General features: G+C 70.1%; 13 protein-coding genes. 7 read left to right on the plus strand and 6 right to left on the minus strand.

What is annotated here, in order from left to right; genetic code table 11:
• Positions 1–81: 81 nt before the first annotated feature.
• From ACZ58N_RS21240 to ACZ58N_RS21250, 3 genes are all read left to right on the plus strand, one after another.
• A complete protein-coding gene (locus tag ACZ58N_RS21240) occupies positions 82–1,884 on the plus strand; it encodes a serine/threonine-protein kinase (protein ID WP_471162083.1) in 1,803 nt (600 codons plus the stop codon).
• A 59-nt stretch (positions 1,885–1,943) separates the two neighbouring features.
• The gene (locus tag ACZ58N_RS21245; RefSeq protein WP_471162086.1) at positions 1,944–2,975 is read left to right on the plus strand and encodes a bifunctional lytic transglycosylase/C40 family peptidase; all 1,032 of its coding nucleotides are present in this window, start codon (positions 1,944–1,946) and stop codon (positions 2,973–2,975) included.
• 183 nt (positions 2,976–3,158) lie between these two features.
• Entirely contained in the window at positions 3,159–3,854 is a 696-nt protein-coding gene (locus ACZ58N_RS21250; protein WP_471162089.1) for a phosphatase PAP2 family protein, read from the plus strand.
• 171 nt (positions 3,855–4,025) lie between these two features.
• Here ACZ58N_RS21250 and ACZ58N_RS21255 read toward each other — a convergent pair whose 3' ends face one another.
• Entirely contained in the window at positions 4,026–4,259 is a 234-nt protein-coding gene (locus ACZ58N_RS21255; RefSeq protein WP_471162092.1) for a hypothetical protein, read from the minus strand.
• Positions 4,260–4,714: 455 nt separating this feature from the next.
• Between ACZ58N_RS21255 and ACZ58N_RS21260 the strand changes: the two genes are divergently transcribed.
• Positions 4,715–5,566, plus strand: a complete 852-nt coding sequence (locus ACZ58N_RS21260; RefSeq protein ID WP_471162094.1) for an SCO4651 family lipoprotein — start codon at positions 4,715–4,717, stop codon at positions 5,564–5,566.
• A gap of 147 nt (positions 5,567–5,713) precedes the next feature.
• Entirely contained in the window at positions 5,714–5,866 is a 153-nt protein-coding gene (locus ACZ58N_RS21265) for a hypothetical protein (protein WP_281203719.1), read from the plus strand.
• Between the two features lie 88 nt (positions 5,867–5,954).
• Here ACZ58N_RS21265 and ACZ58N_RS21270 read toward each other — a convergent pair whose 3' ends face one another.
• Positions 5,955–6,296 (minus strand): metal-sensitive transcriptional regulator, encoded by a 342-nt coding sequence (locus ACZ58N_RS21270; RefSeq protein WP_388896174.1) that lies wholly within the window; start codon positions 6,294–6,296, stop codon positions 5,955–5,957.
• A 195-nt stretch (positions 6,297–6,491) separates the two neighbouring features.
• On the opposite strand from ACZ58N_RS21270, the gene ACZ58N_RS21275 reads away from it, so the two are divergent.
• Both ACZ58N_RS21275 and ACZ58N_RS21280 read left to right on the plus strand, forming a co-directional pair.
• Entirely contained in the window at positions 6,492–7,112 is a 621-nt protein-coding gene (locus ACZ58N_RS21275) for a DUF47 domain-containing protein (RefSeq protein ID WP_267091204.1), read from the plus strand.
• A 5-nt stretch (positions 7,113–7,117) separates the two neighbouring features.
• Positions 7,118–8,119, plus strand: coding sequence for an inorganic phosphate transporter (locus ACZ58N_RS21280; protein ID WP_471162098.1), 1,002 nt, complete (start codon positions 7,118–7,120; stop codon positions 8,117–8,119).
• Positions 8,120–8,241: 122 nt separating this feature from the next.
• Here the strand turns inward: ACZ58N_RS21280 and pstB are convergent, their stop codons facing one another.
• From pstB to pstS, 4 genes are all read right to left on the minus strand, one after another.
• Positions 8,242–9,018 carry a phosphate ABC transporter ATP-binding protein PstB gene (pstB, locus tag ACZ58N_RS21285; RefSeq protein WP_471162101.1) on the minus strand — a complete coding sequence of 259 codons (777 nt, stop codon included), beginning with the start codon at positions 9,016–9,018 and terminating at the stop codon, positions 8,242–8,244.
• A 28-nt stretch (positions 9,019–9,046) separates the two neighbouring features.
• Positions 9,047–10,129 (minus strand): phosphate ABC transporter permease PstA, encoded by a 1,083-nt coding sequence (pstA, locus tag ACZ58N_RS21290; RefSeq protein WP_471162103.1) that lies wholly within the window; start codon positions 10,127–10,129, stop codon positions 9,047–9,049.
• On the minus strand, positions 10,129–11,118 hold the full coding sequence (gene pstC, locus ACZ58N_RS21295) for a phosphate ABC transporter permease subunit PstC (RefSeq protein ID WP_471162106.1): 990 nt from the start codon (positions 11,116–11,118) through the stop codon (positions 10,129–10,131). Before pstC ends, pstA begins: the two co-directional genes overlap by 1 nt.
• 131 nt (positions 11,119–11,249) lie before the next feature.
• The gene (pstS, locus tag ACZ58N_RS21300) at positions 11,250–12,389 is read right to left on the minus strand and encodes a phosphate ABC transporter substrate-binding protein PstS (protein ID WP_471162109.1); all 1,140 of its coding nucleotides are present in this window, start codon (positions 12,387–12,389) and stop codon (positions 11,250–11,252) included.
• Positions 12,390–12,582: the final 193 nt, after the last annotated feature.

Raw genomic sequence — 12,582 nt, forward strand, 5'->3', positions numbered from 1 at the left:
GGTCCGGAGGGAGTCCCTCCGTCTCGACGGATCGTCAACCCGGCCCACGGGTGGGGGAATCGGTGTGGCAGTCTCGGGCGGATGGAGGCCTTGAGAGACACCGACCCCACCCACATCGGGGCGCAGACCCTGCTGGCCCGGATCGGGGCCGGGGGCATGGGGCAGGTGTACCTGGGGCGGTCGCCGGGCGGTCGGCTGGTCGCCATCAAGGTGATCAAGGACGAGATCACCGGGCATCCGGAGGCGCTCGCGCGGTTCCGCCGGGAGGTCGGGACGGTCCGGGCGGTGCGGTCCGCGTACACGGCGAACCTGATCGACGCGTCGCTGACGGCGCCGCCGTACTGGCTGGCGACCGAGTACGTCGCGGGCCCCACCCTCGCCGACGCCGTGCGCGACCGCGGGGCGCTGCCGGCCGACACCTGCCGCAGGTTGTTCGCCGCGCTGGCCGAGGGCCTCGCGAGCGTCCACGCGTACGGGGTGACGCACCGGGACCTCAAGCCGCAGAACGTCATCCTTGGGGTGCAGGGGCCGCAGCTCATCGACTTCGGCATTGCCAGGGCTGCCGCGCAGACGGCGCTGACGCAGTTCGGCACGGCTCCGGGCACGCCCGGGTACACGGCGCCCGAGGTGCTGCTGCGGGGTGAGGTGGCGGACGCGGCGGACGTCTTCGCGCTGGGGGCGACGATCGCGTACGCGGCGACCGGCCGGGCGCCGTTCGGTACGGGCGAGCCGACCGCGGTCAACTTCCGCGCGGTGCACGGCGAGATCGACGTGGAGGGCGTGGAGCCCGGCCTGGCCGGGCTGGTCCGGGCCTGCGTGACGGTGGAGCCGGGCGCGCGCCCGGCGCTCGCGGAGGTCATCCGGCGGTGCGCGGTGGACGCGGCGCTGGTCGACGATCCGGTGTACGCGACGTTGCTCGCGGCGGGCGCCGAGCAGGCGCGGGGCCTGCCGAGCGGGATGGCCGCGGGGATGGCCGCGGGGCTGCCCGTCGGGCTGCCCGTCACCGTCGGTCCCGGGCTGCCCGCCGGTGCGGGCGGCTACGTGCCGACGTACGTGCCGTCGCCGCCGGTCGGTGCGCCCACCGGCGGTGCGTCGCGTGGTCGGCGTCCGTCCCGTCGGGCCCTGGCGGTCGTGGCCTGCCTCGTCGTGGCCGGGTTGGGCGCGGGCGGGTACGCGCTGCTGCGGGAGGAGGACGGCAAGGTCGCCGCGGACGGGGGGTCGCCGACCGCGCCGTCGGCGTCCGCCCCTGCCGGGCGGACGCCCGCCGGACAGCCCGGGTCGAGCCCGTCCGCGTCGGCGTCGGCGTCACCGTCCGCGTCGGGCACCGCCGGTACGGGGGCCGTTCCCGGCCGCATCCAGGCCACGAACCCGTCGCGGGACCTGTGGTCGGGCAGGGACGGCGGAGCGGGGCGGTGCAACCTGCCCTCCGAGGAGGCATCGCGCTACCTGGTGGCCTCGGTCGTCGACGCCGACGACCCGGGTGCGGAGCCGGGCGCGGTCACGGGCAAGGCCAGGATCAACGTGATGCTGAAGGCGTACCACCAGGAGCAGGGCCCCTATTACGTCTCGGTCGGGGTCAAGCCCCCGCACGAGATCGACGAGGCGTCCGGGCGGCCTTACGCCGACTTCGTCGTGGAGAACAAGAGCATCGGTTACACCAGCAGGAGCGTGGACCTCGCGGCGAAGGCGGAGGCCGGCGAGAGCGTCGAGTTCACGTACCCCGACGACTTCGCCACGGAGCTCGTGGACAACCAGGGGAAGGCGAAGAGCTTTCCGGCGATCCCGGTCGCCAACGACCCCGGTGACTGGACGGTGGTGTTCTACCGCGTCAGGGGCATCAAGGACTACAGCAGCATCTTCTGCACCGGCTTTCCGGTGAAATAATGCGAACACAGGCCGACGAATGCGCTGTCAGGTCTCTTGCCATGAGGCAGTGTTGACGGGTGCGCAAGTTCTGGATGGCAAGCGGGATCGGCATCGGCGTGTGCCTGAGCTTCGTCGCGCTGCTCGTCGTGGGCACCTACTCGGCGGCGGCCGGCATCATGAACGGCGGCAGGCAGGGCGCCGTCGGACTGGTCAAGGGGGCCGTCCCGGCGATCTACCAGCCGCTGGTGGAGAAGTGGGGAAACCTTTGCCCCGCGCTGAATCCGGCCATGTTGGCGGCGCAGTTGTACACCGAGAGCGGGTGGAAGCCCGATGTGGTGAGCCATGCCGACGCCCGCGGCATCGCCCAGTTCATCCCGGGCACGTGGGCCATGTACGGGGTCGACGGCGACGGTGACGGCGACAAGGACATCTGGGACCCGAAGGACGCGATCCCGGCGGCGGCGACGTACGACTGTCAACTCGCCAAGGACGTCGCGAAGGTGCCCGGCAATTTGTCCGACAACATGCTCGCCGCGTACAACGCCGGTCCCTACCGCGTGATCAAGGCGGGCGGCGTGCCCCCGATCAGCGAGACGCAGGGGTACGTGAAGGCCATCCGGTCCCTGGAGAAGAGCTTCGCGCGGCCCCTCGGCCGGGTCGCGCCGTCCCAGCAGGCCGCGAGCGCAATCTACTTCGCGCAGAAGCAACTCGGCACCCCCTACCTGTGGGGCGGCAACGGCACTCCCGATCAGGACGGGCGCTTCGACTGTTCCGGGCTGACGAAGGCGGCGTACGAGACGGTGGGGATCGAGCTGCCGCGCGTCGCGAACGATCAGTACAACGCCGGATCGCACCCGTCCCGCGCGGAGTTGCTCCCCGGTGACCTCGTCTTCTTCTCCGATGACCTGACGAACTCCCGTGAGATCCGGCACGTCGGGATGTACGTTGGTGGCGGCTATATGATCAACGCCCCGTTCACCGGTGCGGTCATCCGCTTCGACAAGATCGACACCCCGGACTACTTCGGTGCGACGCGGGTCACCAAGGACGGCGCCGAGGCGCTTCCGGAGCGGACACCCGCAGCCCCCGCCCCCGGCAACTCTCCGTGAACCAAAGGCCTTGAGCTGCGACGATGAGTCACTCTTGGATAACGTTGGAGTGATCATTCGGTGGAGAGTGGAACGGACCCGCCAGAACGGGCGTTCCATGGACACGAGAGTTGATCGACGGGGGTTTGAAAGGGTGCGCGGCGCAGCGCGCCCGCAGGGGACCTAGGCAAGGGGCCGCGTCGCATGGCTGGACACTCAAGTGGTGGGCCGAATGTGGATGTCGGCTTGTTGTACGAGGTCAACGGCCTTGCCCGGCGCGCCCCCGACGGCGTCGACCGGGCCGTGGGCCTCCTCGCCGAGTACGGACTTCCGCTCGCCCTGGTCCTGTTGGTGCTGTGGTGCTGGCGGGGCGCCAGGAGCCAGGACGAGGCCGGTGCCGTCGATTCGTTCGCCGTGCTCGTATGGGCCCCGCTCGCCGCGGCGCTCGCCCTCCTCGTGAACGTGCCGTTGCGGGAGTTCGTCGCCCGACCGCGCCCGTTCGTCCAACACGAGGGCCTCGACGTGTTCGCCGTCGGACAGGGCCAGGGCGCGGGCTACTCCTTCGTCAGCGGCCACGCCACCCTGACGATGGCCCTCGCGGTCGGCGTGTTCCTCGTGAACCGCGGGCTCGGGCTGATCGGCATCGGGCTGGCGCTCGCCGAGGGGCTGTGCCGGGTCTACATGGGCGTCCACTACCCGACCGACGTGATCGGCGGCTTCGCCCTGGGCACGGCCGTCGTCCTGCTCCTCGCGCCGCTCGCCATGGCCCTGCTGACCCCGGTGGTCCGTACGCTGGCCCGCACGCCCGGCCTCGGCCGGCTCGTCCGTGCCCGGGACCGGGTGGTGGCCACGCCGGTGGAGCTGGCGCAGCGGTCCGCGGAGAGCGACCTCGCCGCCTGAGTCCGCGGCGCCTCAGTCCGTGCCGCCCGAGTCCGCGGCGCCGGTCGGCGGGGCCGTGCCGTCAGCCGGCGTACGCGTTCCACACCGAGAGCAGTATCGCCACCAGCAGGCAGAGACCCGCCGCGCCGAAGCAGAGCCGGACCGCCGCCGGGCGTGGGCGGGGGCGTGGGCTCACCGCTCGTCGCCGGGGCCCGGAGCGTCGTCCCGGGTCGGTTCCTCGCGGCGGTAGCGGGAACGCAGCCACAGCCCGGTGGCCACGGCCGCGGCGGTGGTGACCCCGACGGCCAGCGCCACGTCGGCCGGCCCGTCCGCCGAGCCCACGGGGCGGGCCCAGGCCGCGGCCGGGGTGAGCGCGATGAGCAGGGCCCAGAGGAGGGCCGCGTAGCGGGGTGCGGTTCCTGGCATGGGACCAGGGCATCCGCTCGCGCCCCGCCCGGCCACCCGGGCCGTCCGAACGGGCGACACGCGCGGCGACGGGGGTCGGGGCGACGCCGGGTCGGCTACCCGGAGGTGTGCCGGGTGGCGTCCCGTCTCGCCAGGTCGCGGGAGCGACGGGCCGGTCCCGTCCAACCGCAGCTGCAGACGGCCAGACAGAACGAGCCGCGTTCCGCGGTGCTCGTGGTGTGGCCGACAGGTGGCTGCGCGGGCTCCGCGGGGTGACGCGGAAGCGGCACAGCGGTAAACGGAGGGGCCAGGGACGCCTTGGTGTGCGGATCCACGTTCCCACGGTACCCGGGGGCGCCCCGGTCCGGTACGGCCCCGTCCCCCGGCGGCCCGTGACGGGAAACCCCGGACCTCGTTAACCGGAGCGGGTGGGGGCCTCGGGCAAGCAGGTTTCATGCGTTGGGGGTTGGCAGGCGATGGTGGTGCACCAGCACAGGCGGCGGCGCGGACGTGCGGGTGGGGCGGTGGTCGCGGTCGGCATGGCGGTGACCGTGGCCGCGTTGGGCGCGTGCGGTGGCGGTGCGTCCGGTGAGGCCTCCGCGAGCGACGACGCCCGGGCACCGCGCGACCCGGCCGCGGCGATCCGCGGGGCCGTCGACGGACTGGCCGGCGCCGGCAGCGCGCGGGCCCGTACGGCGATGGAGATGGCCACCGGCGGCACCCGGGTCACCATCCGGGGCGAGGGCGGCGTCGACTTCCGCAAGCGCATGGGCCAGCTCCTGGTGATGCTCCCGGCCGACGTGACGGGCAAGGCCGAGCACCGGCCGATCACCGAGCTCCTCGTCCCCGGTGCCCTCTACATGAAGAACCGCGGCGCGGGGGTGCCCGACGACAAGTGGGTCCGGGTCGACACGACGACCCTCGCCGACGGCAACCTCGTCACCGGCGGGGCCACCGATCCGCTGACCGCCGTCGAGCTGCTGCGCGCCGCGCAGGGCGTCACGTACGTCGGCGAGGACGAGGTCGCGGGCACCCGGGTGTGGCACTACCAGGGGACGACGGACATCGGGCGGGCGGCGCGGACCGCCTCGCCGGGGGTGAGGGAAGCCCTGGAAGCGGCGGCGAAAGGGTTCAGCACGGACAGCGTGCCCTTCGACGTCTACCTCGACGAGAAGGGGCTCCTGCGCAAGGTCCGGCACCGGTTCACCTACGTCAAGAATGGCGTGATCGATGTCTCCTCGACCACGATGCTCTACGGGTTCGGGACCCCGGTGACCGTGGCATTGCCCGCAAGCGGGGACATTTACGCGGGGAAGATCGCCGACTGACCGGCCGGCCGGACCGGGCCGGTGCGTCCGGGCCATGGCCGCGCTATCCGGAAATGGTCCATCCGTGTCATGTGCGCAACGGGGTCCGATCCCTACGCTGAGAGGCCGGGCGTCGAAGGGCGATGACGGCAGAAAGAGGTGACACGCGTGACTCCCGCGGGCGGTACGACGGTGCAGGACCACGTGGCGCTCGCAGAGATCGAGCTGTGCGGCGAGTTGATCATCGCGGCGTCCGCCGCCGTGGAGGACCGGCTGAGCCAGGACCGGATCGACGAGGTCCTGATGGGCATCGGTTTCTGAATCGGGCCCCGGAAGCCCCGCCCGCGCGGAATCGGAAGGCGGGGGCTCGGAGTCGGTCCGGCGGGCGGACGCGTGCGTGAGGAGCGTCTCAGGTGCGCAGGAGGCGGGCGATGGCCTTCGTGGCCTCCTCGACCTTGGCGTCGATCCCCTCCCCGCCCTTGACGGCCGCGTCCGCGACGCAGTGCCGCAGGTGCTCCTCCAGCAATTGGAGGGCGAAGGACTGGAGGGCCTTCGTGCTCGCGGAGACCTGGGTGAGTATGTCGATGCAGTAGACGTCCTCGTCGACGAGTCGCTGCAGGCCGCGGATCTGGCCCTCGATGCGCCGCAGTCGCTTGAGGTGCTCGTCCTTCTGGTGGTGGTACCCGTGCACGGCCGGGACAGGCGCGGCGCCCGCGTCGGCTCCGGAACCTTCCGCCTCGATGGTCGTCATGCGTCCTCCCGTGGTCCGGAACGAGGGGGTATATACCCCTCATGGGTATAGGGTACTGGGCCCCGGCCGGCTGGGCAGGGGTCCGTGCGGCCCACTGTGCCTGATGGAGGACACTGGGGAACGGCCGGTTAGCCGTGGCCGGGGGATGCGCCTAGCATCAGCCTGACCGAACCCAATGCACCCCGAGGACCTCACGTGCGATTTCGTCTGACCCCCAGGGAGACGAGCTTCTACGACATGTTCGCCGCCTCCGCGGACAACATCGTCACGGGCTCCAAGCTCCTGATGGAACTGCTCGGAGCGGACCCGTCCGCCCGGGCCGAGATCGCGGAACGGATGCGGGCGGCGGAACACGCGGGGGACGACGCGACGCACGCGATCTTCCACCAGCTGAACTCCTCCTTCATCACGCCGTTCGACCGCGAGGACATCTACAACCTCGCGTCGTGCCTCGACGACATCATGGACTTCATGGAAGAGGCGGTCGACCTGGTCGTCCTCTACAACGTGGAGGAGCTCCCCAAGGGCGTCGAGCAGCAGATCGAGGTCCTGGCGCGGGCCGCCGAGCTGACGGCCGAGGCCATGCCGCACCTGCGGACCATGGAGAACCTGACCGAGTACTGGATCGAGGTCAACCGCCTTGAGAACCAGGCGGACCAGATCCACCGCAAGCTGCTCGCCCAGCTCTTCAACGGCAAGTACGACGCCATCGAGGTGCTGAAGCTCAAGCAGATCGTCGACGTGCTCGAAGAGGCGGCCGACGCGTTCGAGCACGTTGCGAACACGGTGGAGACCATCGCGGTCAAGGAGTCCTGAACCACGTGGACACCTTTGCGCTGATCGTGACCATCGGTGTCGCGCTCGGCTTCACCTACACCAACGGCTTCCACGACTCCGCGAACGCCATCGCGACGTCCGTCTCGACGCGGGCCCTGACCCCGCGCGCGGCGCTCGCGATGGCGGCGGTGATGAACCTGGCGGGCGCCTTCCTCGGCAGCGGGGTGGCCAAGACGGTCAGTGAGGGCCTCATCGAGACGCCCCACGGCAACCGGGGCATGTGGATCCTCTTCGCGGCGCTGGTCGGCGCGATCGTCTGGAACCTGATCACCTGGTACTTCGGCCTGCCCTCGTCCTCCTCGCACGCGCTGTTCGGCGGCATGGTGGGCGCGGCGCTGGCGGGCGGCACCGAGGTCATCTGGTCCGGGGTGGTCGACAAGGTCGTCATCCCGATGTTCGTCTCGCCGGTCGTCGGTCTCGTGGTCGGTTACCTGGTGATGGTGGCCATCCTGTGGATGTTCCGCCGGGCCAACCCGCACAAGGCCAAGCGGGGCTTCCGCATCGCGCAGACGGTGTCCGCGGCCGGCATGGCCCTGGGCCACGGTCTCCAGGACGCCCAGAAGACGATGGGCATCGTGATGATGGCCCTGGTCATCGCCGATGTGCAGGGCGCGGGCGACGCGATCCCGATCTGGGTCAAGGTCGCGTGCGCGGTGATGCTGTCGCTGGGTACGTACGCGGGTGGCTGGCGCATCATGCGCACGCTCGGCCGCAAGATCATCGAGCTGGACCCGCCGCAGGGCTTCGCGGCGGAGACCACCGGTGCCTCGATCATGTTCGGCTCGGCGTTCCTCTTCCACGCGCCGATCTCCACCACGCACGTGATCACCTCGGCGATCATGGGTGTGGGCGCGACCAAGCGGATCAACGCGGTCCGCTGGGGTGTCGCGAAGAACATCATCCTCGGCTGGTTCATCACCATGCCGGCCGCGGCCCTGGTGGCCGCGGTCAGCTTCTGGATCGTGAACCTCGCCTTCGTCGGCTAGCCGCCGGCGTCCCGGTACGAAAGCGGGCCGGCTCCCCCCACCCAGGGGGAGCCGGCCCTTTTCCTTTCGCCTCGCGGTGGCACCGCCATGCAGCACCGCAGGACGTTTCGTCCATCCCGTGCTCAGCCGAAGCGACCCGAGATGTAGTCCTCGGTCGCCTGGACGGACGGGTTGGAGAAGATCCGGTCCGTGTCGTCGATCTCGATGAGCTTGCCCGGCATGCCGACGGCGGAGAGGTTGAAGAAGGCGGTGCGGTCCGAGACGCGGGCCGCCTGCTGCATGTTGTGCGTCACGATGACGATCGTGAAGCGCTCCTTCAGCTCGCCGATCAGGTCCTCGATGGCGAGGGTGGAGATCGGGTCGAGCGCGGAGCAGGGCTCGTCCATCAGCAGGACCTGCGGCTCGACCGCGATGGCGCGGGCGATGCACAGGCGCTGCTGCTGGCCTCCGGAGAGGCCGGAGCCGGGCTTGTTCAGGCGGTCCTTGACCTCGTTCCAGAGGTTGGCGCCCTGGAGGGACTTCTCGACGATGTCCGACAGCTCGGACTTCTTGAACGAGCCGTTGAGGCGCAGGCCCGCCGCCACGTTGTCGAAGATCGACATGGTGGGGAAGGGGTTGGGGCGCTGGAAGACCATGCCGACGGTGCGGCGGACCGCGACCGGGTCGACACCGGTGCCGTAGAGGTTCTCGTCGTCCAGGAGGACCTTGCCCTCGACGCGGCCGCCGGGGGTGACCTCGTGCATGCGGTTCAGGGTCCGCAGGAAGGTGGACTTGCCGCAGCCGGACGGGCCGATGAAGGCCGTCACCGAGCGGGGCTCGACGGTCATCGAGATGTCGTCGATGGCCTTGTGGGTGCCGTAGAAGGCGGACAGTCCGCTGACGTCGATTCGCTTCGCCATGGGGGTCACTTCGCTTTCATGGGTCGCGTCAGCGACCGGTCTTCGGGGCCTTCCAGCGGGCTATGCCGCGGGCCACCAGATTGAGGATCATGACGAAGGCGATCAGTACGAGGGCCGCGGCCCACGCCCGGTCGTAGGAGGCGTCACTGCCGACCTTGTACTGCTCCCAGATGTAGAGGGGGAGCGAGGACTGGGCGCCTTCGAAGGGGTTGCCGTTGATCAGCTGGGAGCCGAAGACCAGCAGCATGATCGGGGCGGTCTCACCGGCGATGCGTGCCACGGCCAGCATGACACCGGTCGAGATGCCGCCGATGGCGGTGGGGAGCACGACCTTGAGGATCACGCGCCACTTCGGCACACCGAGGGCCAGGGCGGCCTCGCGCAGCTCGTTCGGGACGAGCTTGAGCATCTCCTCGGTGGAGCGGACCACGACCGGCATCATCAGGATCGACAGCGCCATCGCGCCGGCGAAGCCGGAGGGGCCGAAGCCGAGCATCAGGTTCCACGTCGTCAGGATGAACAGGCCCGCGACGATCGAGGGGATGCCGGTCATCACGTCGACGAAGAAGGTGACGGCCTTGGCGAGCGAGCCCCGGCCGTACTCGACGAGGTAGACGGCGGTCAGCAGACCGACGGGCGCGGCGATCAGGGTGGCCAGGCCGACCTGCTCGATGGTGCCGAGCAGCGCGTGGTAGACGCCGCCGCCCTCCTCGAAGCTGGTCACGCCGTTCATCGAGTGGCCGAGGAAGTCCCCGTCGAGGACGGTGACGCCGCGGCTGATCGTGGTCCACAGCAGCGAGAGCAGCGGGATGACGGCCAGGATGAAGCAGACCCAGACGACGGAGGTCGCAACCCGGTCCTTGGCCTGGCGGCGGTTCTCGACGATCGCGCTGGCCGTGTACGTGATGGCCACGAACAGGAGGGCTGCGAGGAGGCCCCACTGGACCTTGCTGTGGAGGTCGAGGAGCAGGCCGATGCCGGAGCCGAGGGCGGCCGACAGGGCGGCGACGCCGGCCGGGGTCCAGCGGGGCAGACCGCCTCGGGTGAGGGAGGCGGGGGCGGCGGACTTGCGGTCCCGTACGGGACGCGGGTCCTGCAGTGCGTGGCTCATCAGGCGTTCGCCCCCGAGAACTCCTTGCGTCGCGCGATGATGATGCGCGCGGCGCCGTTGACCAGCAGGGTGAGGAGGAAGAGGACCAGACCGGAGGCGATCAGGGCGTCCCGGCCGAATTCGTTGGCCTCGTCGAACTTCGCGGCGATGTTCTGCGCGAAGGTGCCGCCGCCCGGATTCAGGACGTGGAACGAGATCAGGAAGCTGGGGGAGAGGACGGTGGCCACGGCCATGGTCTCGCCCAGGGCGCGGCCGAGGCCGAGCATCGAGGCGGAGATGACGCCGGAGCGGCCGAACGGCAGCACCGACATGCGGATGACCTCCCAGCGGGTCGCGCCGAGGGCCAGGGCGGCCTCCTCGTTCATGCGCGGGACCTGGAGGAAGACCTCGCGGCTGACGCTGGTCACGATGGGCAGGATCATGATCGCGAGCAGGATGCCGACGGTGAAGAGCGAGCGGGCGACGCCGACCTGGGTCTTGTCGAAGAGGTAGGTCCAGCCCAGGTACTCGTCCAGCCAGAGGTTCAGGCCGTTCAGCTGCGGGACGAGGAAGAGGGCGCCCCAGATGCCGTAGATGATCGAGGGCACGGCGGCCAGCAGGTCGACGACGTAGGCGAGGGGCGCGGCCAGCTTGCGGGGCGCGTAGTGCGAGATGAAGAGGGCGATGCCGACGGCGATCGGAACCGCGATGGCCATCGCGATGATCGAGCTGACGACGGTGCCGAAGAGCAGGACGGCGATGCCGAAGACGGGCGGGTTGGCGGACGCGTTCCAGTCGAAGGTGGTGAGGAAGTTGCCCTCGTTCTTCGACAGTGCGATGCCGGCGCGGTAGGTGAGGAAGATGGCGATCGACGCCATGATCACCAGGAGCAGGATGCCGGATCCCTTGGAGAGTCCGGCGAAGATCTTGTCACCGGCGCGGCCGGTGGACCTTGCGCTCCTGGAGACGGGCGGAGCCGTGTCTATCTGGGTGGGTGTGGTGGAAGCCATGGTCTTTCCGGTCTGAGTGGGGGCAGGCCCCCTGGCGGCGGTGCACCGGATCCCCCCGGGTGGAAGGGGGAGGGTCCCCGGGCGCCGGGCGGATCGGACGGGATCCACCCGGCACCGCGGGGATCAGGGCTTTAGGCCAGCGACTTGATGACTTCGCGGACCTTGGTGTTGATCTCGGCCGGGATCGGCGCGTAGCCGTTCTCGGTGAGGACCTTCTGGCCGGCGTCCGAGGAGGTGTACTCCAGGAAGGACTTCACGGTGCCGAGCGTCTCGGGCTTGTTGCCCTTGTCGCAGACGACCTCGTACGTGACCAGGACGATCGGGTACGCGCCCTCGGCCTTGGTGGTGTAGTCGAGCTTCAGCGCCAGGTCGGAGCCGGTGCCGGCGATCTTGGCGGCGGCGATGGCCTTGGAGGCGTTCTCGCCGGTGGCCTTGACCGGGGTGCCGGCGCCGGTGTTCACGTCGACCGTCTTGATGCTCTGCGAGCTGGCGTAGGAGAGCTCGAAGTAGCCGATCGCGCCGTCGACGGCCTTGACCTGGGAGGCGACACCGGAGGAGCCGGAGGCGGCCTGGCCACCGGGGGCCGGCCACTTCTTCGAGGCGTCGTAGGACCAGGCGTCGGGGGCGGCGGCCTTGAGGTACTTGCCGAGGTTCTCGGTGGTGCCGGAGTCCTCGGAGCGGTGGAAGGCCTGGATGGCGGTGGAGGGGAGCGTGACGCCGGGGTTCAGCTTCTTGATCGCCTCGTCGTCCCACTTCTTGATCTTGTCGTTGAAGATGTTGGCGATCGTGGCGGCGTCGAGGTTCAGCTTGTCCACGCCGGAGACGTTGAAGCCGAGCGCGATCGGGCCGCCGACCATCGGCAGGTTGATGCCCTGACCGCCGGTGCAGATCTTCTTCGACTCCTCGATCTGCTCGGGCTTGAGCGCCGAGTCCGAACCGGCGAAGCCGACGGTGCCCTGGTTGAAGGCGACGATGCCCTCACCGGAGGAGGAGGACTTGTAGTTCACCTCGACGCCGGAGCAGGCGGCCATGTAGTTCTTCACCCACAGGTCGACCGCGTTCTTCTGCGCGGAAGAGCCGGACGCCAGGAGCTTGCCCTTGGCACCCTCACACTTGACGTCGCCCGGCGCGGGCGCCGCGGCCTTCGAGGAGCCGTCGGTGCCGGTCTTCGTGTTGTCGTCCGAGCCGCACGCCGTGAGGACCAGGGCGCCGGACACGACAAGCGCGCCGAGGGCGGAGGCACGAAGCATGTTCTTGCGCTGAAGCTTCACTGTTTCGGGTGTTCCTTCCGGGGAGCCGCCGGCCGCTTTCTGTATCGGGGCGGCGTGCGAGGAGGACTACGGGTTCACGTGGTGCGGTCGCCGTGGTTTCCGGTCCGGCTCGCACCTTGCAGTACTGAAATTAGGCAGAACAGGTGAAGCGGTCGACGGCGCTCGGTGAACGGCGAGTGAACCGTGGCGGACG

This window comes from Streptomyces sp. NPDC040432 (genome assembly GCF_055595445.1).

Bases quoted from the DNA above. Each gene is read 5' to 3' on its own strand.
- ACZ58N_RS21240 (WP_471162083.1), top strand. From the start codon at position 82: ATGGAGGCCTTGAGAGACACCGACCCCACCCACATCGGGGCGCAGACC.
- ACZ58N_RS21250 (WP_471162089.1), top strand. From the start codon at position 3,159: ATGGCTGGACACTCAAGTGGTGGGCCGAATGTGGATGTCGGCTTGTTG.
- ACZ58N_RS21255 (WP_471162092.1), bottom strand. From the start codon at position 4,259: ATGCCAGGAACCGCACCCCGCTACGCGGCCCTCCTCTGGGCCCTGCTC.
- ACZ58N_RS21260 (WP_471162094.1), top strand. From the start codon at position 4,715: ATGGTGGTGCACCAGCACAGGCGGCGGCGCGGACGTGCGGGTGGGGCG.
- ACZ58N_RS21270 (WP_388896174.1), bottom strand. From the start codon at position 6,296: ATGACGACCATCGAGGCGGAAGGTTCCGGAGCCGACGCGGGCGCCGCG.
- pstB (WP_471162101.1), bottom strand. From the start codon at position 9,018: ATGGCGAAGCGAATCGACGTCAGCGGACTGTCCGCCTTCTACGGCACC.
- pstA (WP_471162103.1), bottom strand. From the start codon at position 10,129: ATGAGCCACGCACTGCAGGACCCGCGTCCCGTACGGGACCGCAAGTCC.
- pstC (WP_471162106.1), bottom strand. From the start codon at position 11,118: ATGGCTTCCACCACACCCACCCAGATAGACACGGCTCCGCCCGTCTCC.